The organism is Novosphingobium profundi (assembly GCF_018491765.1).
Taxonomy (GTDB): domain Bacteria; phylum Pseudomonadota; class Alphaproteobacteria; order Sphingomonadales; family Sphingomonadaceae; genus Novosphingobium; species Novosphingobium profundi.
This window is the reverse complement of sequence record NZ_JABWCU010000037.1, coordinates 1-21,455: the sequence shown is the minus strand read 5'-3', so window position 1 is coordinate 21,455 and position 21,455 is coordinate 1. Positions and strand designations below refer to the sequence as shown.

Genomic DNA, 21,455 nt, shown 5'->3' with positions numbered 1-21,455 from the left:
ATGCAAATCCGTGCGGCCATCCTCAACCGCTTCACCGCGCTCGGAACGCCTCAAACTCAGCGCGTCGCGTGACCGAACGCTTTCAAAGGCCAACCGCTACCCGCTGAACGATTTGCGCAACAAAGCCCCACACCGGCAAAACTCAGTGCACGGGCCTGGTATAGGCCCAGAGCCTTGAGGTCGCGCGAAACCAGTTCCATGGCTGCAATTCCGCCCGCGCGGATTTCGCTGATGAAGTTTTCCCGGTTGGCGAAAGAGGTCCCCTCCCCCCAGAGACCAAGCCGCACGGCGTACGCGAGATTGTTGACGTCCGATGCGCCTGTTGCCGAGGCATAGAGAACGCGCGCAAGAGGGAGGTGGTTCTGAAGACGCACGCCTGCGATGCCCTGCTGAGATCCTTTGGTCTTTCCAAGCGCCCCTTCCCCGCCGGCGACCCCGCCCATTTCATGGGATTCGTCGAAGGCCATGATTCCCTCGTAGTCACTCCCTGCCCAGTTGAGCACCTGTCGAAGACGGGTTGCGTCCTGGCGCTGGCTCCGCAGTGTTGGAAAGGTCATGAACAGGATACCGTCGCCCATCGTGATGGGTTCGTCGATCTTCCATCCGGAAAGAGGCTGTATGTCGGCCGCAAGGCCACCGATAGCCTGCCAGTCGCGGCGAGCGTCTTCCAGCAGACTTTCGTTTTTGGACACCCAGATGTTGCGGCGCCGTCCAGATAGCCAGCTATCGAGAATGCAGATTGCGATCTGGCGCCCTTTCCCAGCGCCTGTGCCATCGCCGAGGAAATAGCCTTTGCGATACTGGTCGCCGTCTTCCTTGGGGGAGAGCCCAACGCCTTCCTCGTCTGGCTTGTAGCGACCGGGAAGGAATTGCGACCACGCGGTTCCGGCGTAGATGAGCGTCTCGAGTTGGGCTTCCGAGACGAGTTTGTCTCTGAGGACGCGCTCAAGGATCTTGGGTCGATAGTCGGGTACTGGAGCGGGAATCGATCCCATCGCGACGGATTCGACGAGCGCTGTTGGATGCGCGGCGGCGTTGCAGATGTCGAGACGGCTCGGTCGGTAAGGCAAGTAGACCCCAGATTGCTTGCCAAGCGGCCGCGGTGTTTCCAGAGAGGTATAGTTCAGTTCGATCGCAGCGTTGCTGACCCTGGGTTTGCTCAACGGAACCGCAGACGTTTTCCCGGAGCGTGCCGCCTTGAACAGAGAAATGCTGGCCTGCCCGGGCTGTTGGGTTGCAGGTTGGGGAGCTGGTAGCGTTCGGCGTGCGGGGATTACGATCTTGGAGGCAATCTTCGCGACGCTGTCGCCTTGGATGACCATTGGTTGGTTCGGGCCGGGGCGCTTGTCGATGACAAGCAGCCTGATTGCAATGCTAGTGCCCTGTTTTAAATAGCTTTTTTGGAGGAGGTAGCTTTGCGCGACAGTGCAGCCGTCGAAAGTTGCCTCGTAGATCTTGCGCATGGGTCCTTCGGGCGTGAACCATTCGGGCATGATGGCGACGATGCGCCCGTTCGCTGCAAGGCGGGAAATGGCGGAGCGCAGGTGTCTCACGGCTGCATAGCGGTCCTTTCCTCTCCCTTCTGAGCGGGCAAATGGTGGATTCATCAGGATCAGGGTTGGAAGGATGGCTTTAGGCAGATGGGCTGAAAGCATGGCGCCGTCGAACGAGGTGACGCTGGCGTTGGTGAATTGCATCTCGAGGATGGCTTTTCGCTTGCCATCGAGTTCGTTGAGATGAAGTCCCTTCACCTTAGGCAGCATGGCAACGAGAGCTCCGTTGCCCGCGCTGGGTTCCAGAACGGTATCCGAAGGCTTGGGCTGCGCCAGGAGGATCATCAGTCCAGCGAGCTCGAGCGGTGTGGAGAATTGCTGGAAGCGGATCTGGTCTTCGCTGCGTACTGTTTGTGTGGGAAGTGCGCGCGATAGCTGATCGAGGATAGCGATCTGCTCGATGCTGGTAATCGGCTCCAGGGTTCGCGCGTGGTGCACAAGGCCCTGTTCCATGATTTCGAAGCTGTCGCGCTGGGACCAGGCACCGTTGGCGTTGCTGCCGTTGAAGGCTGCATTGCAGGCTTCGTTGAGGACTTTTCGGTCCAGATCTCCGGTTGCGATAAGGCGGGATACAGCGGAAACGGCATCAAACTGGCGTGCTTGCTGGGTCGTGAAGAGGTCCGACATTAATCAACTCCTGACGTTTTCTGTTTCGTCGTCAGGTCCCCCCCTCCCCTTTCCTTCACTTGGTGCCTGGGAAAATGTCGTTGGTTCAGGCCACCATGTTTGCTTCGGCCCAATCCTCGTGCGGTTTTGGTGAGTGCCGCACGATTTCCAATCCAGGCCGGCGATAGGCTTTCAGGGCCCGCAAAGCCCCGTGTCGGCCAGGTGCGTTATTGTCTTCAGCAATGATGAGACGGCGGACTGTCTCCGGAATTGTGATCTGGTGGAGCCGCTCGGCCGTAAATGTGGCCCAGCATGTGACACCGTTCAGGCGTGTATAAGCCGCGGCATCTTCAAAACCCTCGGCAAGAGCAAGATGGGTGCTGTCCAAGGGTCTTGGCTTCCAGGCTCCCTTGCCCGGTAGGCCCAGCATGAACTTACCCGTTCGATTGCCGGTGTGTGGGTCGAGGAAGATGCGCGTTATCGCGACTATTTGATGGCCCTCACGGACCGCGACCAGAAGAGCTGGTTTGAATTCAGTGAACGGATGGGGCTTGTGAGGGCACCGCGGGTGGAAGCGAATATCGGGTAGTTCTAGGGGCAGGCTCCTGAGCCGCAGGTAGGCTTCGGCGAGTGTGCCGCGAACGGGGCGGCCTTGTTCCCAAAGCTTGTGGACGTTTCCGATGTTTCGACTGGGCCGATAGCTGGGGGCAGGGGCGCCAACGGTTTTGGGCAAAGCTGCGATTTCCCTGAGGACGTCGTGCGGGCTACAGCCAGCGAAACAGTGGACGATGATGCCCCGATCGCCTTGGCGAAGCGATAGGCTGGGATCGTCGTCAGCATGGGCCGGGCATCGACACATGGCGTAGTGTCCATGCCATTGGCCTTTGAGTGAGGCGACGATGTCGATGAGCTCCTGGGAGGGACGCTTGGCAATGAACCCCATAACTTGGTCTCCTTGCCAGAATCCGTCCCTCTTTCCCTCCTCTTTCAAATTCAAAGGGGAGGGCGCCGCAGGCGTTTTAGATCCTTTAAGGATAAGGATAGAAGGTTACGTGGGAGCGTTGCGGGCTGTGACTCGTGGACATTCCCTGAGTCGCGTGAACGGGGCCGTTCCCAATACCCCGAAGATGTGTTCCCAATACCCCGAAGGCCCGTTCCTGAAACCCCGTAGTGGTGTTCCTGAAACCCCGTCAGCGTTCCTGAAACCCCGAATTTTCAATTTCGAGAGGGCCAGGCACCATGGGAGAATGGCAGCATTTGCGCTGATTTTCTAGGATACTTTGAATGAGGGGAGGGCGGAGACCGTTTTAACCGAAAAGGGCGAATTCGCCATGGCACGGGGTTTCAGGAACGGGGCCGAGCGTACTCGTAAAACGCGTTTTACGAAGTGACACATCGCCTGATTATCAATCATTTAGCGCCAGAATTCCGCCATTCGAGAGTGCCAAAGGAGTGCGGTGCGATCGGCTCGATTCTTGTGCGAAGCGAGGGCAATCGGGGTTTCAGGAACACGTAGGTCCACTTCGCTGACCGGCACAGTCACGGGGTATTAGGAACGCATTGGATCTTTCGATTTTAGATTGAAGACAGGGCCGCGAAATGGGCGCGTGGGATCGCCTGTCGGGGTATTAGGAACGCTCGGTTGATGGCTGCATAGTGGACCGGTCGTGCCCTTAGGCTTGAGACTGATTGACTCGGGGTTTCAGGAACAGGCTATTGCATCGCAAATTTTCGCGGAACCTGAGACTTCCGCAAACCTGTGGCGTGCTGAATTGGGCAGTGGTTGGGCGCGAGTTGGGTCACAGGGGGCATTTAAGGCATGATTTTCATGCGTTCCTGAAACCCCGTGTGGACCTCGATATCGCCTTGCGAGGCGATGAATCGCTAAGATCTGTGGGGATTGTGGCGATTGTAGGAACGTCGATGGCCTGACTATTCTGCGTCTCTGCTCAGCTTAAGCTCGGGGTTTCGGGAACGCTGTCCTGGTGGCTCATTCGGCAGGTTGTGCTGCACTTCGTATAGATGTCTGGAGGCCTTGAGCCAGCGTTTGACGTCGATTCCTGGCGCGACCTGAACCATATCGGGATTTCAACGGGCCGGCCTGGGCCGTTCCTGAAACCCCGATTGAGGCGATGGCGTCTTGCTCTTGGCTGGGAACCTGGTTCGTTCTTTAGATGGCCGGCTTCTGCTTCTTGCAGAATGTGGTAAAAATCTGGACGATTTTCGGGTCGTCGCGCGCGATATCGCGCTTCTTTAGGAAGTCCCGAAAATCCTGAGCAACCAATCCCCGATCGCGCTGTGGTGAGGGAAGATGGGCGCTTGCGATGGGGCCAAAATCCGTGAAAGCAATGTGCCCGTCCGCTGGAAAAACCAGAGGCGCTTCGGTGGCTGGTTTTGCCTTTGCTGCCTGTGTTCTGGTTGGAGTGGATGAAGGAGGGCAGGGGATAGCGTCGTTGCTGTCGGTTTTATCCCGACGGATCATGCGTAGCATGGGCTCAGCGTTTGGCCGTGGTTCGACCTCAAGCGCGTAACCAGGCAAGTCGTTGCGCTTTACAATCTTGAGGATTTCAAACTTGAAGCGGCGATATGCGCCTTCTGCGCCCGACTTCTCGAAAAGGGTTGGAAGGGATATGGCGAAGCCGTCTTGGTTGTTGCCTCCGGCGTGCTTGCGCGCAACGCGGTACAGCCATCGTTCGCGGCCGCCTGTCATTTCGAAATAGGCTGGATCGATTGCGAGGACACCACCTTCCATCATGACGCCGTCGTAGAACCATTTGGCCAGCGTGATGCGCATACCACGGATCTTACCTTTGGCATCCTTGAGCTGGCTGTAGCTATCAATCCAGGAGAAGGTGCTGTCGACGCCTTCGTCAGCTCGGATGTTGGTTTTGACGGTCGTCGATTGCAGGCGGTCAAGGGCCTCGCTGAGCTGCTCGTAGTCCTTGCCGCCTGTCTTGCGGCGGATGGTCCTCAGCAAGTCGTATGGCACTATGTTTAACGTCTGCGGGATGTCGTTGCGGCCCTGGCGCTTGTATTCGATGAGGACCGATGCACAGTAGATCAGTATGTCGAGATCGTAGATCGTCGCAATGCCGTACCGTGAGTTTCCGGAAACGAAGACGGTGACCTTCCGATCGGGGCTTTCATAATCGATCGGGATGAGCCGCTTGCGCTTACTCAACGAGAAGAAGGGGCGCTCCATTGTCTCGCGCTGATCGCGGATCGGCAATGCAGTCAACTGAGGCAGGAAGAGATCGACCTGCGTTGTGTCGGATTTGGTCTTGGACATCGTTTATCCGATTGCGCTATCCGTAAAACGCGTTTTACGAACCTCTATCACATTGAAAATAAGCGAAAAAATCCGGTTTACGGCTTTTTTCGAGATACGCATTTGGCCTGCTCGAGAAGTGGTCGAAGAGCTTCCAGGATTTCCTCGATGGAGGTTTCGACTTCTGGTTTCAGATTAATTGTGATCCCCTTTGCAACAGTGTCCGCCAGGATTTGCCCGACTTCTCGACCGCTGGACGTTCGGACCATCGCCTTGGGGGATCGAACTTTGCGCGGCTTGGGGGCGGTTTGGGCCGCTGCAACCAAACGGCTGCAGACCTGAGCGCCATCGATCAGTGGCGAATTATTGTCGACCAGCTCCTTTTGCTCGAGAGCGATCTTGTCCGCTTCAAGCTCTATTGCCTCGAGCTTGCTTTCGTCCTTGATGAGCGGCGAAAGTTTCATGCCGTGTCGAATGGCAAGGTTGCCAGCGTTCCCGAAGGCCGAAACAACTGCGTTTGGTAATTCGGCGAGCTGCAGAATGTTGTGAAGTTTCTGTCTCGAAATTGCGAGCCGTTCAGCCATCCGCAGTGGTGAGCCGGCATAATAGGTCGCAATGGCGTGCTTGTAGTTGATCGCACGTTCGAGGTCTGTGACGTCTTCACGTTCACGGTTCTCGAGATCAGCTAGGCGGAATGCTGCTTCGTCGTCCAGGGTTTCGACCGAAGCGATCAGAAACAGCTCTGGGTGGTCGTGGGCGTTTAGCCACGACACGGAAAAGTGACGGCGGGTTCCGACGATGAGCTCATAGGGCAACTCTGCATCCGGCGTTCGCCGAATGACGACGGGCTCTCTGTTGCCGCCCTCGGAAAGGATGGAATCGATCAGGGTGCGGCATCGATCCGCAGTCAGCTGGTTGTAGTCGCGCGCATTGCCGGGCCAGATCGAGCATTCCGATGGCTTGACGCGGATTGTGAGCTTTTTGACCTTGCGGCTGAGTTCGTCCATCGCCGCGCCTCGGCGTTTCAGGAACGCGGTCCCTTCGGATCGATCAGGTGTAGGGGAGGGGGCTTCAGCGACGTGGTCCTCGGTTTCGCTGCTGTCGGCAGGCGAAGCGGCGCCGATCGTATCGATGGCCGATTGCAGAAGGCTGCGTCTCGGGGGCTTTCGCTTCGGAGTGGTCATGCGGCCTCCGTCAGCTTGCTCGTGCCGATCCGGCTAGCTCGTGAGGGCCATTGTTTGCAAATGTCCTCTTCGACTTCGCGGAAGACCATATTGAGGTTGTCCCTGCATCGGATGTAGGTTTGGTGGGAGCCGTAGGGCTTGTTGATCTCATAGATCGAGGACATCTGGATCCCTGCGTTCTTGATCTCTTCAGAGAGAAGGATCGGCGTCGAGAGCATCTGGCCCGCGTATGTTTTCTCCATAACCTGAAGCATCTGTGCTTCGTTGGTACGGTTAGGCTGAAACATGGTGCAAACGACTTTGATGAAACCGTAGTCTATGGAGGTGTCGAAGCGCGACACGAGTTCCATGGCTTCCCTGCAGGTCTGCATGAAGTGAATGGTCGACAGGTAGTCGAGCTGACGTGCAGGCACGGGGATGAGTAGGCCGTCTGCAGCGGTCAGCGTGTTGACGCCCAGAAATCCCATTGCCGGCGGCGGATCAAGGATGATGACGTCGTAATCGAGGCGTACTTCCTCGAGGCCCATTCTCAGCATCCGGAAGGCTTCCGCGATCGCGTCGGGACCTTCTTCGATGGTAGCGGTCATCTCCCATTCGGTGTCCTGGAGGCCGAGATTCGCAGGGCAAATGTCGATGTTAGGCCATGCCGTTCTCTTGATCGTCTTCTTGAACGAGTTGGCTTCGTCGAAACGCGGAGAGAGGAAGTTCGAAAGCGTGTGCGTTTCGTCGACGAGGCCCTCGATGTTTGCGTCGAACATGACGCTCATAGACGCCTGGGGGTCGCAATCGACGACTAGGACCCTGTACCCTCGAAGGGCAAGATAGTCTGCGAGATGCTTGCCTGTCGTCGACTTGCTGACACCCCCCTTGAAGTTCTGAACGGCTACCACGACGGCACGCTCTTCGGGGAGCTTGCCCATCTTGATATCGCCCGCCTCGCGAATGTGTGTAAGATCTTCGAGCGTATAGTAGCGCCGTCCGTTGCTGGTGATTTTTGGGCTTGGAAGCTTGCCTTTGCTCTCGAGCTTGGCAAGCCAGCGCGGGCTACGGCCGAGCCACTCAGCGGCCATGCTTGGCCAGAAGGTGATGTCCAGTGTTTTCTGGTCAGATGGGTCGATCGCGGCTTTTCGCAAAACGGTTTTCGCGTTCTCGCACGCGTCAATCATGGCCTTGAGAATCTGATTCGAGAGCACTGAAGGTCCCCTTTCAGGACTAGGAGTACATAGGGGTCCTGAAAAATGCAACGAAATGTGCCCTAAAAGTGGAACGCCCCCATTTTTGACCGCCTTTTTCCGGACCATCACTTTGCGAGGGTGCCTTCGATGATCCGCTGGTCATGGGTTGATTGGATCCATGGGCTGCACTAAAATAGCTGTGCGATAGTCGAACCAGGCCGGTAGGGGCTTGGTGATATGTTTTCCCGTAATTGCGCCGTTTCGGTCGTTCTTGCCTTGTTTAGCGTTCCTGTTTCCAGTGCTGCTCGACAGGCCGATGTCGCTGTTTTCTCAAGAACTACTTCGAGCGAATTTACGCTTCTCGAGCCTGGCAAGGAACAGGGCTCGCCTGTAGATGCGGGCGCTGATTTGCCTTTGAAAGAATTCCATCCAGATCTTCTGGGCGCATTCAAAGACATGTCAGACGTGGGAATCCAATCTGAGGTTTCATCGGGCCCGGCCCAAAGGCCAACGGATGGGCTGTTCATTCCGGCCTGGATGGGGGGATCGCCGGCGTTGCGGAGGCCTACGGATTTCAATCCAAGACTGGCCTGCAGCGACCTAATTTACGCTCCGCATCCATCGCTAACGGCGGAACAGGAAGCGCGCAGGAAGCAATATTTCGTGGCAATGGCTGCGGCGGCATGTGGTGAAGGTGTACCAGTTGCTCTCTTCGATGCTCTGATCATTCAGGAAAGCCGATACAATCCGATGGCGCGAAGCATAAAGGGAGCCTCTGGTCTCACACAGTTGATGCCTGGAACTGCAAATGGTTTGGGCGTTGTCGATCGGTGGAGCGTTCGCGAGAATCTCGAGGGAGGTGCTCGGTACTTGCGCAACCAGTTGGACAAATTCGGAGATTGGTCTCTTGCACTTGCCGCGTATAATGCGGGCCCCGGCAACGTCGAAAAATACGGTGGGATACCGCCGTTTGCGGAAACGCGAGAGTATGTGCGGCGCATCATGGCGAATGTCTCGATCGTTGGGTCTGCACACGCGGCGGCTCGGCAACGTCCGGTTCGTTCTGTGACTTTGGCGTCGTTTGGTCCGTAGGCTCGATATTCCAGAATTTGTCGAAGCCTGTGTGGCAGACAAAGCCTAGAGCGATAGCCAGGATCACAGGCGCGCCGAGCAGATAGTTTCGTTGCCAGCGCAGCCATCCTTTCGGGGCGGCTAGCAACCAATCTGCTTTGGTTTGCAGTCTCGGCCGCCACTTTTGGGCGACTAACTCATGAATCGTGACGACGATCGCCAGCGCTGCGCATATTAGGGCGCAGGCACCGACCGCAATGTATAGCGCGGTCCAGGCAATGATCGCTTCTGCATTCATTAGGGCACAATAACCTCGATGCCTTTGTAGTGGCTTAATTCGTTGCTGGGTAACGAGGTTGCATCATTTTTCTGCGTGCAAAGACGGTGTGGCCCAGGTTGAGTGAATTGGTGCGTGCTTTTGCAACCATGCCCCGCAGATAGGCCGATGCTGGTTTTTGAAGCATTCCATCCGCTTGCATTTGCCCAGCGATCATTACGCAAAGGGCCGTGGGGATCGAGCCGAGGGAAAGTTCGGCGCTGGCCAGCTCGCTTCGTTTGACGCCTACGAGGCGGGCGAGCGCAGGCGCCTTCTCGTGATCGGGTACATTGCCCAGGTCGATCAAGTCTGCCTGAAATGGAAAAAGATGCTTGGCCTCTGACCACGTAAATCCGCAGGTTTTGATCCCGTATGGATCGATATCTGCATGTGGGCCATTGGTACGTTCCCCGGCAACGATACAGACCATATCTGGTGAAACCGCATTTTCCGCCGAGCCGCTACTTACTGGATTCCTTGATTCCCGTTTGTATTGGAGGTGGACATTTTCGTCCGTCTGAGTGGACACAGTGTGTGCATTGGAGGTTGAAGCGTAAGCCTCCAAACTCTTGGTGATCGCGTCTTCCAGTTCCAGGCTCTCCGCTCGGTGTGTGAGGAGCCGCTCGAGGTCGTGCCTTGCATGACTGGCGAGTTCATGTCGTAGCGATGCTATTCGGCTTTCGTAGGAACGGCGGTCAATGTCGTCCTCGGGCATTGCGCCGAGTTTTGAGATGCAGGCACGCATTGTGCCGGCGATGGCCCGTGGCAATTGCCGGAAAAGTTCACGTTGGCGTTCTTCTTCGACGCGCATTTCCTCAAGGCATTCATGCAAGACGAGGAGAGCGGCCAGAGACCAACCAGATCCCTGTGGTCCCTTTTTGGTCCGCTTGTAGCTTCGATGGCCATTGGCTTTGGGCTGGTGCGGAACAATGAACCCCCAACGCGCGAGTTCCCGCAGAATGCGGCGAGGGTTCTGGACGCCCCAGAGGTCCTCGAGGGTGGCGTTCGATGCGCCCATGATTGGTCCGTTCGCGCTGATCCAATCGGGATCGTGTGCGCAGTAGCAGGCCAATTCGTAGATGCGCCGCCACGTTGATCGCGCTACGGGAGCGGTGATACTTCCTCTGCGCGCAAAATAGCGCAGTGTCTTCAGGATAGCGGCGCGGCTTGGTCGGTTTGAGGGGCTGAGCAGATCGAGGGATCTGTAAACGCTGATTGCCCATAAGCCTCGATCTGTGCTCGTTTCATGTTCGCAGAGCGAAGGGCGCACTTCGAGCGTTGTATTGATGCGATCTAGCACTTGCCCCAGAGTCATCAGGCCTCTGTGATTGTCAGGTCGATTGGCAACATCCATCTTATCGCTCCCGCGTATTGCGGCAGACGCACAGACACAACGAAACGCCACGAAAGTCGCGGTATGCCGTTGTCCTAAATGTCGGATTGGCCTATTTTGAGTGTGTCTAAATCACGTCGGCCCCGACTGATCGGAGCGCTGACCAATCCTCTAGGGCCCAGGCATTGCCTGGGTCTTTTTTTGTCTTGTGCGTGCTCCCTCTTCAGCCGTGGTTTAGGCTGGCACAGGCCAGCCCTATGTCGCGCAGACGCGCGTTTTCGCCGCGCAAAACGAGTTGCGCGAGACGGTCGTGGCTGGTAGGATTGAAGCCTGTCTTGACCTACCAGTTATGTTCAAAAGGGCCCGGTTGCCGCCGGGCCCTTTTTATTAGATCGGCAGCCGAAGTTGAACCGGCGCCATGGTTTCACCTCGTGGCTCGAAGCCAGATGAAATCAATTTCTCGATTACGGTATCGCGCCCTTCGCCGTCTGCCTTGAGAGCGTCGATACGCTCGATCATGGTCTTGGGCAGCCAGACTTCCAGCGGGCGTAGGCCCTGTTGGCGAAGGCGCTGGCGTTGGTTTGCCTTGCGAGCTTGGGACACTGTGCATCCTTTCTGTCGCGAGAGGGCGGTCTAGTCACGGCCCCCAGGGCGTGGTGCCATATGCGGCGGCTATTCGATCGGTTGTTGGCTGTATTGGGCAACCCGGTTGTGGTGTGCTGCGATCGCCGACGACGTCTTGTGCGCGTGTGACCGGCACAGGTTATCGCTGATCGGTGCAAAATCACCTTCGCAGGCCGGGATGATTTCGTTGAGGATGACGGCGATGTGCTTCGCGTATCGGCTTGCGGTCTTGCAGTGTGGGTTGAAGAACGCCATGGGGTCATGCATTCCGCTGAGCGCCACAAGGGTCTGGATCGGGTCGATATCCAAGTAGGCAAATATCTGGAAAAGATCGCCAATTGGTAGCGAGCCGGATGACAATTTGTCGAAGAATTGCCGTCGAGCCCGGTCGGAGATGAGCCCGCTGCGGTGGAGATCGCGAACGCTGACGTTCTTGCGCTTCATGACCTCTTTGATGATGGTCGCGGCACCGTTTGCGATGTCGATTTCAGAGCAATTTGCTGAGAATTGCGTGAGATCTACCGTTGAATTTGTGCTCATTTCAAGCCCCACCCGAGATGGCCGACGCGCAATTACCATTATGCAATTGCATAAGGGTATATTTCACAGCGTGGGGTTGTCTGGCAACCCTTAAAGCTCGTTCAAGAGTTGAAGGCTTATGAGAACAGCACAGTCGCGCACGGTAAGCGGCTGCTCGACTATGGCGGACAATCGTTCTTGGTAATCCCTGAATAAGTCACGGATTTCATTATCTAATCGCAGTGAAATTTTGATGTCGCCGTCAAAAATGATTTCACCGTCGAGTTGTTTGATTATCAAGGAATTTATATCTCTGTCCGACGTCACAGCCCGGGCTATTACACCAGGCAATGTTTCGTATTTCCCTGACCGCAGGCTTAGTTCCTGGATGGCCCTGACCGTGATGGCAAATCCTGATTCGCTAAGGCGAAGCGGATAGACGGTGGAACCTTTTTTGCTCACGAAACTGTTTATCCCTCTGTGGTGCACTTAGAGCCGTTAGCAGGTGTTTTTGGTAGATTGAATTGGCTTGGTGAGGTCGGGCAAGGATCATTCGTCCAAGCTTTGATGTGCAGTCCGTGCTGGATCACGATTTGAAAATTGGGTTGGAGTCATTTTGACCAAGCGATGTGGTCAAAAGTGTTCTTCTCTGGTGTCACAACGTATCCAGGGCGTGGCCAAAAATAACCTCAGCATGGGGACGAATTGACACCGCCTTGGGGATTGGATGTCACCCATTTTATTATCTCATTTGGCAAAATCTACATTTGCCCCATTCTTGTGGGTGTCTACCTGTTGAACGCATTTTCCTTGGGGTCCGTGATGCTGCTGCGCTCGTTGCGCGCATCTTCATGGAAAGAGGAAAGTGAAATGAAGGCACTCAATATGAAATCGGCCATCCAGGGTGTGGGTGGTCAGGCCGCGCTGGCAGCGGCTGCCGTTGCGTTCGCCGCGGTCGTGGGCATCGACCTCGCGATGGCCGGCACCGATACCACGTTCGACACCGCGCTGACCGAGTTCACCGGGTTCCTCGAGGGCTCGGGCGGCAAGATCATCACCGTGCTCTCGCTCGCCGGCGGCGTTGTCGGTCTTGCCTCGGGTCGCTTCTCGCTGGGCCAGGTCGCCATCCCGGTCGGCGTCGGCGTCGGTGCGGGCACCGGCGTGCCGATCGTCACGTCCACCGTCACCGCCACGATCTGACGTCTGGGGAGAGCTGCGCATGCCGCTGCGCAGCTCTCGCTTCATTCGGGGTCTGCTCATGGACGAATACAGAATTCCGAAGCATCTGGACGACCCGGAGCTGATTGGCTTCTGGACGCTCGACGAGTTCATCGTGATGGTGACGCCGTTCGCCATTGGCATTGTTACCCAACACATTGTGATTGGGCTTCTCGTCGCGGTCGCATCCTGGTTTGGCTATCGCAAAGTCCGCGCCGGGCGTTCGATGAATTGGGTTCTGCATCTGGCCTACTGGCACCTGCCAGGCGGCTTCTTCGGCCTCAAAGCAGCTCCACCTTCTCATCTTCGAGTGATGGCGGGCTGATATGGATCTTTCACATGCTCATGATCTGACGCAGCGCGCGCTGAAGCAGCGAAACTTGCTGGCGATGCTTTGCGTCGGGTTGGCTTGCGTGATCGTTTTTCTCGTTCTCGCGGCTTCGGCGAGGGACCGTGAAATCATTCTTCAGCCGGTTCTTCCCAAGGAAATGGCGATTTCGAGTTCGGGTGTTTCATCCGATTATCTTGAGGCGATCACGAGGGATACAGCGCAGCTGGCGCTCAATCGCTCGCCTGAGACGCTCAAATACTGGATGGAATCCATCCTGAAAATCACCGCTCCCGAGGCGAGAGGACCACTGAAGTCCAAACTGCTCGCCATCGTCGAAGAGCAGCAGGGTTCGCAGGTCACGCAATTTGTGACGATCGACTGGATACATGTCGATCCAGCCACACTGACAAGCGAGGTCGGAGCCGTGCTTCACACCGTCGTCGCGTCGAGGGATGTGAGCCGGGAGAACCGGATTTTCCGTTTCAAATGGAAGTACGAGGGCTTGAGCCTGAAGCTGCTGGGTTTCGGCGTCGTCCTCAACAAGGACGAGGCGAAATGAGCAACTTTTATGCAGCACTCGCGATCGCGTCGGGCGCGTCGCTGTTGTCGTCGATCGATTGCTTGGTGAAGCGACTTGCCGGGGCAGCGCTGGTTTGTGCAGGGCTCATGGCAGCTACGCCCGCGCTGGCAGATCAGACCGTTGTTGCAACGGACAATGGTTCGATCTCGTGCGATGCCTCGAAGGATGACCTGACGCGAATTTCCCTCAAGGACGATCAGTTCGCGTCCGTGTCGAAGGTGTCGAGTGGGGTCGCCAGCGAGGACTTCTCGGTCGTACACGAGCCGACCCGCGGAGATATCTACCTTTCCGTGCCTCACGAATATTCCAAAGCGACTGTTTCGTTCTTCGGGACCACGCAGAAGGGGTTCGTTTACAAGTTCGTCTGCCAGGTCAGCGGAAGCGAGGCCAAGCAGATCTTCGTTGCCAACGCGGAGATGGCCAAGCCCAAGGAGGCTGCGCAGCTGCAGCGTCAATCTGGTGTCCCTCTCGATAAGCGGGCTGTTTCGCTCGTGCAGGCAATGTTCGAGCAAAAGCCTGTCGCCGGTTTCGAGATCCGTGATCGCCCTCGCACCCCGGTCAATGTCGGATCTCTCAAGGTCCAGCTGGTCAGTGAATACGACGGCCCGGAGCTTTCCGGGCGCGTGCTGCGCATCGAGAACACGTCGAGCAAGCCCGTTGTCATCAGCGAGGATTTGATCGCCTCGAGTGGGGCGATCGCCGTCAGCATTTCCAATCCTTCGCTTGAACCGGGACAGGCGACCGGAGCCTACGTGGTCGTTCCCGGCGGAGAGATGTGATGGGCATTTTCGATCGCAAGGTGAAGGACCTCGAGAACCAGTCCGTCGATAAGCATGACGAACTCGATAACACCGGACTGATCCGCGAAAACGCGGCCGTCGAGAAGAAGCAGCGTCTGCTTCTATATGGCGGTGGCGGCGTGGTTGCCCTTGCTGCGATGTGGTGGATCCTGGGCGACAATGGGAAGGTCGACACTGCGCTCGAAGATTCATCGAACGATACCCAGGTCTCGACCGATGCCATGGTCAATCGGCAGGAGGCCGACCAGCAGTGGATGAGCCGATACGATCATCAGCTGACCTCGCAGGAAAATCGCTTGAAGGGGCTGGACAAGAACGCTGAGCGGGTTGGGCAGGTCCAGGACGAGCTCCAGTCACTCCGCGCTGAAAATCAGCAGATGAAGGCCGATACGCAGCGGGTTCTCGAGGCCTATCAGCGGGAAAACGATCAGCTCAAACGCGAGATCGAGCAAGGGGCGCCTTCCGGTGGAAGTGGCGCCCAGGGGCCGGTAGCCGCCGCAAACGCCATGGGCATTCCTGGAGCAGCTCGAGGGGGCGGTTCCGGTATGCACGAGGTGAAGCTGGTTTCCTTCGATGGACCTCAGAAGACGGGCGATGCTCGGAAGATCGACGGGGGCGGAAAGTCGGCGGCGACGTACACAGATAGCCCGAACTATCTGCCACCAAATTCGATCGCGAAGGCGAAAGTTGTTGTGGGCGTTGATGCGGCGACCAACGTGCGCAGTCAAAGCGACCCATTGCCGGTTCTGCTGAGGGTCACCGGACCGGCGCGCTCGGTCTTTTCGGACGGGAAGCTGCTTCGAACCGAGGTTCAAGGCTGCATGGTCAACGGTGCCGCCTACGGCGATCTTTCGTCGGAGAAGGTCTACGTCAAACTTCAGCGCATGACCTGTCCTCAGCCTGGTGGTCGCTACGCGGTTTCAGAGGTCAAAGGTTTCATTTCGTTCGGCGGCAAGGTCGGGCTGCGCGGCCGTGTCGTCAGTCGCGAAGGCGGTTTGATCGGGCAGGCTTTTCTTGCCGGTATGGCCGGTGGGTTTGGTCGAGGCTTTTCGGCGAATGCCAACTCGATTTTCTCGGGCACGAATGTGACCGTCGATGGTGAGAAGCAGCAGCTTTCGACGGGGGACATTCTCAAGGGCGGTCTGGGCGAGGGCGTTTCGCAAGCCGGTGACACCGTCTCCGACTATCTCATCGAGCGCGCTGAGCAATATCAGCCGGTGATCGAAATGCCGACTGGCGCCGATGTCGAGGTCGTTTTCCTCGATGGAACCTTCATTCGAAATTGAGGTGCATCATTATGCGTAAAGCTTGTCTTTTGACGTTGGTCGGTGTCGCGAGCGCGGGCATTGCAACGGTTGTCTACGCGGCCACGGACGCAGATGCGAACATCAAGCTCGCGCTTCACAAGCGGTTGCCCAAGACCGAACTGACGGCGGTTGATTGCGGGCGAGTGCCAGGTCTCTGCGAGATTCAAGCCGGCAGTAACCTGTTCTATACCGACCGGGGAGGTCGGTTTCTCATCATCGGCCGGGTCTACGATATGGAGACGCGGCAGGACATCACGGCGGCGCGGCTTCTCGAGATCAGCCCTGAAACGCTTGTCGGCGGGGCTGCCAAGTCGACCATGCCCGAAGATGAATCGGCAAACGCTGTCGCTGCGTCTGAAAGTCGTGCTCCTGTTGCGGGGGCGGCGGAAAAAGTCTCGCTGGCCGGATTGCCTCAGTCAGGAGCGATCGAGTGGGGAGGGGGGCCTCAAACCGTTACGGTGTTCAGCGATTTCCGCTGTGGCTATTGCAATCGCCTTCACCAGACGCTCGCCGATATGAACGTGAAGGTGATCGAGCGACCGATTTCGGTTCTCGGTACGCGTTCGATCTCGGATGCCGTCATCTGCTCGCGAGACAAGAAGGCTGCACTCACAAAGGCCTACAATCGCGAGCCTGTACCGGCCCGGCAGTGCGACACCGCAGGGCTGGACGCCAATGAAGCGTTCGCCCGCGAACATGGCTTCAATGGAACCCCGGTCATCGTGCGCAGCGATGGCGCCGTGGTTCACGGATATCGGCCACGCGCTTTCCTTGAATCCTGGTTGAAGGGAGCAAGCTGATGGTTCCCCGCTTCAAGATGTTGGGCTTCATCGTGGGCGTGTCGCTGGCCGCGTTCGTGTCGGGTTGCACTACGCTTGGCACCAATGTCAGTGGTTCTTTTCGATGTGAGGCACCAGACGGCCAGTGCGCTCCATCGATGACGATCGATGACCAGGCGCTGTCCGAAATCACGCGTGCGGAGGCGACGGATTTTCTCTCGCCTGCAGGTCCCTACAAGGTGGACGACGGCGACGGGGTGAAGACCCATATGGCCGCGGTCCAGGCCGAGGGGGAGCCTCTTTCAAATCAGCGCTATCAGCTCAGTGTAGTCTTTCCGGCTTATACCGATGCTGCCGGGGTCATGCACGATCGCAAAGCGGTTGCGGCTGATGTCGGTCTGCCTGGTCGTAACGCCAGTAGCGTCGAACTTGCCAATCGTGCGCGAGGAAATTCGACTTCGGTTGGGCTACTGTCTGCGGCCGAGGCGGCTCCGGTTCTCCTTTCACAATCGCGTCAGCAGATGCCAGCGCCTTCTGTCGCGCAGGGCGCGAGCGAGCCGCAGGGTGGGAGCCCTGTCGAGCGGATCCGCAACGAGGTGGATGAGAAGCTGTCGCAACATGCGCGCCGACAGGCAGCGTCCTTTCCCCCGCAGGAGTGACGGCCATGGCTTTCATGGACAACGTCCTGGATCTGTTTTTTGGGGATTCGCGGAAGCCAGAGCGCGAGGCGCGTGCGGCCGGTGTCCCCATGCTTTCCGAATATCTCGGTTATCGCTCGTTCGATGAGGATCGTAAGATTTTCTATCAACGGCGGTCGAAAGGTTTTTCGCTCGAGCTCGCCCCGCTCATCGGATGCGACGAGAGGACGTCCGAGATCATCGGGACGATTTTTGCAGATATTCTCCTGCCCGGTTGTACGTTCAGCATTGTCAACTATGCCAGCCCGAGGATCGCGGAAAAGCTGACTGAGTGGGTTCTGCCCAGGATCGAGGCAGGCGGCGTTTACGAAACCCTTTCGCGTCATCGGGCCGACAAGCTTCGTGCTGGTGCCTGGAAAACGATGGCAAGCGATGGGCCATTCTTTCTTCGGCACTATCGCGTGATTTTCTCGGTTGGCGTTCCGGATGGTGCGGGCATCAAGAACGATGATCTGGTGTCGATGCGCGAGGCGCTGATTTCGGCGTTGGATTCGATCAATGTGCCAGTGCGCCATCTCGAGCCGGTACATCTTATCCGGTTTTTCGATGAGATCCTGTGTGCGTCGACCGGGGCCGGTGACGATGCGCCGGGCTATAATCGGTTCGATCCGATAAACGAACAGTGCGTTCGTCGTGACCTTGTTACCCACATCGAACGCGACAGGATGGTGTTGCACGCGCAATCGCTGCGCCCGACAGGCAATGTCGTCGACGGCGTGCCCGAGTACGGTGATTTTGTCCCTGAGACCTTCGACGTTCGGTCGATGTCCGTTCGGCATTTTCCCGATCGTTGGGCTCCCTGGGACACCCAGAAGATCGTCGGAGACATTCTGAATCCCAAGCTCTGTCTCCCGTGCCCAGTTCTTCAGTCGCTCTGCGGTATTATTCCATCTGTCGAGACGTCGGAGTCCAAGGCAGGCTACAAGTTCGCGCGCACGCAGTCGCTCTCGGAAGGGCAGGGCGTCAAGCTGGTTCCCAAGCTCAAGGATCAGGCCGCAGAGTGGCGTGCCGTCCAGGAGCGGGTGAAGGCCGGTGAAAAGCTCATCCGCTGTTACTATGGGGTGAGCATTATCGCACCAAAAGGGCAGGGCGATACGGCTGAACGTAGCATCAAGGCGATGTACAAGGCGGCCGGTTGGGATCTCATCGACGAGACGCACATTCAGACGATCGCGTTCATGTCGCATTTCCCGATGATGCTGGCCGATGGCTTGCAGTCCGACCTCGAGCGCATGAAGCGCTTTCGCACGCTTCTTTCGTCGAATGTTGCAGCTATCGCGCCGCTGCAAGGCGAGTTCACTGGGGGCCACATCCCGCATTTGCTGTTTGTCGGTCGCCGTGGCGAGCCGCAATTCTGGTCGCCGTTCCAGAATTCGGCCGGCAACCATAACGTCTCCATTGCGGGCAAGTCCGGTTCGGGGAAATCGGTTCTGCTTCAGGATCTGACGGCAAGTCTTGCGGGCGCCGGCGCCAAGGTCATCGTGATCGATGATGGCCGCTCCTTCGAGCATATGTCGAAGGCCTTGGGAGGCTGTTTCACCGAGTTTCGCCTTTCAAGCGGTATCTCGATCAACCCGTTTCGCATGATTGATCTCGAGGTCGCAGCGGAAGACGAGGACTATCTCGTGGACTGTCTGGCTATGCTCAAATCGATCATCGCCCAGATGGCCCGCAACGAGAACAAGCTCAATGACACCGAGCGTGGTCTTATCGACCAGGCGGTCAACAAGGTGTGGTCCGAACACAACCGTGACGGGACGGTCGACCATGTCATCGCAGGTCTTCAGGCCGCGGATCATCCGGCTGCACGCGATCTTGCAACATCGATTCTGCCGTTTTCGCAGGAGGGGACCTATGGCAAGTTCTTTATCGGCGACAACAATCTCGATCTGAGTTCTGATCTCACGGTTTTCGAGCTGTCCGATCTTTCGTCGCGTGAGGAATTGCGCGGTGTGGTGCTGACCTCGGTGATGTTTGTGGCATCGCAAACGATGCGTCGCATGAATCGCAAGATTCCCAAGGCGCTGCTCATCGATGAGGCATGGCAGATGCTCAAAGGCGGCGCCATGGCCGATTTCGTCGAAACCTATTCGCGCACCTGTCGCAAATACGGTGCTTCGCTGATTACGGCGACGCAGTCGATCAACGATTACTACAAGTCCGACGGCTCACGGGCGGCGCTCGAGAATTCGGACTGGTTCGTCATTCTTCAGCAGAAGCCCGAGACGATCTCGGACTTTCGCAAATCCGATCGTTTCGAAATGACGAACTACACGGAAACCTTGATGCGCTCGCTTAAAAGGCAAGGCATCGAATATTCGGACGTACTAATCCGCGGCCCTGAGACTGAGGCGGTCTGCCGGCTTGTCCTCGATCCGTTTTCCGGCGCGCTCTATTCGTCGAGCCCTGATGTGTTCGCGCGCATCGAGGAATTCGCACACGCTGGATATTCGATGCCGCAGGCGATCGAGTTTGTTGCGTTTCCCGATCGTGCTCCTTCGCTTGATGGTCTGAAGGAGGCGGCGGAATGACCGTACATCTCGAGGTAGGCAAGAAGCATACTCGCGTTGAGCTAGTTCAGGCTTTGCTGGCGACATCGCTGCGCATGATGGGGTGGCTGTTGCTCAATGCCCTGGTTGCGATCGGGGCTGTGTCGCTCGTCGCGTTCGTCGTCGGGGGATGCTCATTTGAGGGGCTCATGCACCAGCTCGCAAATCTGTCGACCCGCTACATCGCGGCAGATCTTGGTCGGCAACACCAGTTCAATTCCATTCTCATCTGGATCGTGAGCGGCACCTTCTGCCTGACCGGGTTCTTTCGGCGGCATTCGCTTTTTGATCTGTTGTTCAAGGAGTTCGATCGTGTCTCAGCCACAGCGTAGGGGCCTTGGCGGTCTTCTCGATGAAACGTCCTCGGGTCGCACTGAGAGCGTAGCCCCCGGGCCTTCCACTCTGCCTGAAAGTGTTGGGTCCGGGGCGCGGAGTGAGGATGAGACCCGACGCGAATTGCCCGTTCGCAAGCGGCCGGTTCGGCGACGCGCGCGTGCAATGTGGGTCGATGTGGCCCTCGTCTTTGGGTTGGTCGGCATCGTGTGCTGGGGCGGGTGGGTCACGAAGAGCCTGCTCGGTAGCCAGCAGAGTCCTCACTTTGTGAAGCTTCAGCTTCAAGGCATAATTTCGGAATACCTTCAGGCGCAGGCGCGCTCTGGGAACAGCGATATCGTCGCGGCTCAAGAGACGGCCCATTTCATGGGGGTTCTCGATAAGGCGGTGGCCGAGGCGGGTTCTGGGGGCAGTGTCGTTCTCGTCAACGAGGCTGTCATCGGCGGATCGATTCCCGATGTGACCGCGCAGATTCGACGCAAAGTCTATGCGCAAGTTGCGATGCCGTCGCAGGCAGCGGCTCCGGTCAACGAGCAACCCCAAGGCGATGCCGCGACCATGATGAGCCAGGGAGCCGGCAATGGCGACGCGCAGTAGCAAGCCCGTCTTGGTCCCTCGGCTGACCCTTCGAGGAAAGTTGATGACGATCCTCGTTCTGGCTGTTGTGGCGGTTTGCTTCCAGGCGTTGTCGCACTGGGGCAAAACCCACGCGTTCATGGTCAACGAGAGCGAATCTCTGCCGAATTGGGCGTTTATCGTCGAATCCGGTAAAGCTCCGGCTCGCGGCGACTATGTCGTTTTCGCGCCGGGGCACGATCCTCTGGTCACCAAGTATTTCGGCGAGAATCCGCCCGCGTTTGCCAAGATTGCTCTGGGCGTCGCCGGCGATGTCGTGACGCGCAATGGGCGTGACGTCCTCATTAATGGCCATCGTGTTGCCAGCACCAAACCGAGGGCGCGCCTCGGCGATGTTCTGGCCGTTGGACCTACAGGTGTCATCCCTGCGGGCTGTGTCTATGCTGGCAGCGGTCACAAGGATGGCTTCGATAGTCGCTATGCCGCGATCGGCTTTGTGTGCCGTGATTGTTGATTGCCACTGAGAAGTGACCCGGGACGCGTATAAATTACCATTGAGAACTGACCCATGTTTCCCTCGCCTCCGACTGCCAGTCGGAGGGTCGTGGAGTGATCAGCATGGACTTACTCAGTGT

The 21,455-nt window shown here is 57.5% G+C and carries 21 protein-coding genes; 12 read left to right on the top strand and 9 right to left on the bottom strand.

Going from position 1 to position 21,455, the window contains the following annotated elements; all coding sequences use genetic code 11:
* Window positions 1–56: 56 nt before the first annotated feature.
* The 5 genes from HT136_RS24775 to HT136_RS24755 form a co-directional block, all read right to left on the bottom strand.
* A complete protein-coding gene (locus HT136_RS24775; RefSeq protein WP_214202504.1) occupies window positions 57–2,180 on the bottom strand; it encodes a strawberry notch-like NTP hydrolase domain-containing protein in 2,124 nt (707 codons plus the stop codon).
* Between the two features lie 85 nt (window positions 2,181–2,265).
* Complete coding sequence (locus HT136_RS24770) at window positions 2,266–3,102, bottom strand: DUF7146 domain-containing protein (RefSeq protein WP_214202503.1); 837 nt, start codon at window positions 3,100–3,102, stop codon at window positions 2,266–2,268.
* A gap of 1,227 nt (window positions 3,103–4,329) precedes the next feature.
* Entirely contained in the window at window positions 4,330–5,448 is a 1,119-nt protein-coding gene (locus HT136_RS24765; protein WP_214202502.1) for a replication initiator protein A, read from the bottom strand.
* A gap of 77 nt (window positions 5,449–5,525) precedes the next feature.
* On the bottom strand, window positions 5,526–6,611 hold the full coding sequence (locus tag HT136_RS24760; RefSeq protein ID WP_214202501.1) for a ParB/RepB/Spo0J family partition protein: 1,086 nt from the start codon (window positions 6,609–6,611) through the stop codon (window positions 5,526–5,528).
* On the bottom strand, window positions 6,608–7,804 hold the full coding sequence (locus HT136_RS24755) for an AAA family ATPase (protein ID WP_214202500.1): 1,197 nt from the start codon (window positions 7,802–7,804) through the stop codon (window positions 6,608–6,610). Before HT136_RS24755 ends, HT136_RS24760 begins: the two co-directional genes overlap by 4 nt.
* 219 nt (window positions 7,805–8,023) lie before the next feature.
* Between HT136_RS24755 and HT136_RS26560 the strand changes: the two genes are divergently transcribed.
* Window positions 8,024–8,878, top strand: coding sequence for a lytic transglycosylase domain-containing protein (locus HT136_RS26560; protein WP_214202499.1), 855 nt, complete (start codon window positions 8,024–8,026; stop codon window positions 8,876–8,878).
* 311 nt (window positions 8,879–9,189) lie between these two features.
* Here HT136_RS26560 and HT136_RS24745 read toward each other — a convergent pair whose 3' ends face one another.
* The 4 genes from HT136_RS24745 to HT136_RS24730 form a co-directional block, all read right to left on the bottom strand.
* The gene (locus HT136_RS24745; protein ID WP_214202498.1) at window positions 9,190–10,527 is read right to left on the bottom strand and encodes a hypothetical protein; all 1,338 of its coding nucleotides are present in this window, start codon (window positions 10,525–10,527) and stop codon (window positions 9,190–9,192) included.
* A 366-nt stretch (window positions 10,528–10,893) separates the two neighbouring features.
* Entirely contained in the window at window positions 10,894–11,109 is a 216-nt protein-coding gene (locus tag HT136_RS24740; RefSeq protein ID WP_214202497.1) for an antitoxin MazE-like protein, read from the bottom strand.
* Window positions 11,110–11,178: 69 nt separating this feature from the next.
* A complete protein-coding gene (locus HT136_RS24735; protein ID WP_214202496.1) occupies window positions 11,179–11,670 on the bottom strand; it encodes a hypothetical protein in 492 nt (163 codons plus the stop codon).
* Between the two features lie 90 nt (window positions 11,671–11,760).
* Window positions 11,761–12,111, bottom strand: a complete 351-nt coding sequence (locus HT136_RS24730) for a hypothetical protein (RefSeq protein WP_214202495.1) — start codon at window positions 12,109–12,111, stop codon at window positions 11,761–11,763.
* 408 nt (window positions 12,112–12,519) lie between these two features.
* Between HT136_RS24730 and HT136_RS24725 the strand changes: the two genes are divergently transcribed.
* The 11 genes from HT136_RS24725 (at window position 12,520) to HT136_RS24675 (ending at window position 21,334) form a co-directional block, all read left to right on the top strand.
* The gene (locus tag HT136_RS24725) at window positions 12,520–12,849 is read left to right on the top strand and encodes a hypothetical protein (protein ID WP_246544405.1); all 330 of its coding nucleotides are present in this window, start codon (window positions 12,520–12,522) and stop codon (window positions 12,847–12,849) included.
* 58 nt (window positions 12,850–12,907) lie between these two features.
* Entirely contained in the window at window positions 12,908–13,192 is a 285-nt protein-coding gene (traL, locus tag HT136_RS24720) for a type IV conjugative transfer system protein TraL (protein WP_214202505.1), read from the top strand.
* 1 nt (window position 13,193) lies between these two features.
* Complete coding sequence (locus HT136_RS24715; RefSeq protein WP_214202494.1) at window positions 13,194–13,757, top strand: type IV conjugative transfer system protein TraE; 564 nt, start codon at window positions 13,194–13,196, stop codon at window positions 13,755–13,757.
* Window positions 13,754–14,557 (top strand): type-F conjugative transfer system secretin TraK, encoded by an 804-nt coding sequence (locus HT136_RS24710; RefSeq protein WP_214202493.1) that lies wholly within the window; start codon window positions 13,754–13,756, stop codon window positions 14,555–14,557. Before HT136_RS24715 ends, HT136_RS24710 begins: the two co-directional genes overlap by 4 nt.
* Window positions 14,557–15,864, top strand: coding sequence for a TraB/VirB10 family protein (locus tag HT136_RS24705; RefSeq protein ID WP_214202492.1), 1,308 nt, complete (start codon window positions 14,557–14,559; stop codon window positions 15,862–15,864). Before HT136_RS24710 ends, HT136_RS24705 begins: the two co-directional genes overlap by 1 nt.
* Before the next feature lie 11 nt (window positions 15,865–15,875).
* Window positions 15,876–16,685 carry a DsbC family protein gene (locus tag HT136_RS24700; protein WP_214202491.1) on the top strand — a complete coding sequence of 270 codons (810 nt, stop codon included), beginning with the start codon at window positions 15,876–15,878 and terminating at the stop codon, window positions 16,683–16,685.
* The gene (locus HT136_RS24695) at window positions 16,685–17,323 is read left to right on the top strand and encodes a hypothetical protein (protein ID WP_214202490.1); all 639 of its coding nucleotides are present in this window, start codon (window positions 16,685–16,687) and stop codon (window positions 17,321–17,323) included. The genes HT136_RS24700 and HT136_RS24695 overlap by 1 nt, the downstream gene beginning before the upstream one ends.
* A 5-nt stretch (window positions 17,324–17,328) precedes the next feature.
* Window positions 17,329–19,893 (top strand): type IV secretion system protein TraC, encoded by a 2,565-nt coding sequence (traC, locus tag HT136_RS24690; protein ID WP_214202489.1) that lies wholly within the window; start codon window positions 17,329–17,331, stop codon window positions 19,891–19,893.
* Window positions 19,890–20,243, top strand: coding sequence for a hypothetical protein (locus HT136_RS24685; protein WP_214202488.1), 354 nt, complete (start codon window positions 19,890–19,892; stop codon window positions 20,241–20,243). The genes traC and HT136_RS24685 overlap by 4 nt, the downstream gene beginning before the upstream one ends.
* A 166-nt stretch (window positions 20,244–20,409) precedes the next feature.
* Complete coding sequence (locus HT136_RS24680; RefSeq protein WP_214202487.1) at window positions 20,410–20,841, top strand: TrbI F-type domain-containing protein; 432 nt, start codon at window positions 20,410–20,412, stop codon at window positions 20,839–20,841.
* A 43-nt stretch (window positions 20,842–20,884) separates the two neighbouring features.
* Window positions 20,885–21,334: a S26 family signal peptidase gene (locus HT136_RS24675; RefSeq protein ID WP_246544404.1), complete on the top strand. Its 450-nt coding sequence runs from the start codon at window positions 20,885–20,887 to the stop codon at window positions 21,332–21,334.
* The last annotated feature ends 121 nt before the right edge of the window (window positions 21,335–21,455 follow it).